The organism is Abyssisolibacter fermentans (assembly GCF_001559865.1).
GTDB classification, from domain to species: Bacteria; Bacillota; Clostridia; order Tissierellales; family MCWD3; genus Abyssisolibacter; species Abyssisolibacter fermentans.
This window is the reverse complement of record NZ_LOHE01000009.1, coordinates 1-914: the sequence shown is the minus strand read 5'-3', so window position 1 is coordinate 914 and position 914 is coordinate 1. Positions and strand designations below refer to the sequence as shown.

Here is a 914-nt window from a genome sequence, read left to right as displayed (position 1 = left end):
TACTATAATGAAAAGTGATAATGAGGAGGAATAAAAATGGCAAAGGCAAAATTTGAAAGAAATAAGCCACATGTTAACATTGGAACAATAGGTCACGTAGACCATGGTAAAACAACATTAACAGCAGCTATAACAAAAGTTTTAAATGAAAGACTTGGAACTGGAGAATCAGTAGCATTTGATAATATAGATAAAGCTCCAGAAGAAAGAGAAAGAGGAATAACAATATCAACAGCACACGTTGAGTATGAAACAGAGAACAGACATTATGCACACGTTGACTGCCCAGGCCATGCTGACTACGTTAAAAACATGATAACAGGAGCAGCACAAATGGACGGAGCAATCTTAGTATGTTCAGCAGCAGATGGTCCAATGCCACAAACAAGAGAGCATATACTATTATCAAGACAGGTAGGAGTACCAGAAATCGTAGTATTCTTAAACAAAGCAGATATGGTAGATGACGAAGAATTAGTAGAATTAGTAGAAATGGAAATAAGAGAATTACTATCAGAGTATGAATTTAATGGAGACGATACTAAAATAGTAGTAGGATCGGCATTAAAAGCATTAGAAGATCCATCAAGCGAATGGGGAGACAAAGTATTAGAGCTTATGGCAGCAGTAGACGAAGCAATACCAGAGCCAACAAGAGACACAGATCAACCATTCTTAATGCCAGTAGAGGACGTATTCTCAATCACAGGTAGAGGAACAGTTGCAACAGGAAGAGTAGAAAGAGGAGTTCTAAAAGTACAAGACCAAGTAGAAATAGTTGGATTAACAGACGAAAAAAGATCAGTAGTATGTACAGGAATAGAAATGTTCAGAAAGTTATTAGATGAAGGAAGAGCAGGAGATAACATCGGAGCATTATTAAGAGGAGTACAAAGAACAGAAATCGAAAGAGG

Annotated in this window: 1 protein-coding gene; it reads left to right on the top strand. The window is 37.0% G+C overall.

The features are described from left to right. Nucleotides 1-36 precede the first annotated feature (36 nt). Nucleotides 37-914: elongation factor Tu (gene tuf, locus AYC61_RS00965; RefSeq protein WP_066495473.1), on the top strand; the 878-nt coding region annotated here is incomplete at its 3' end.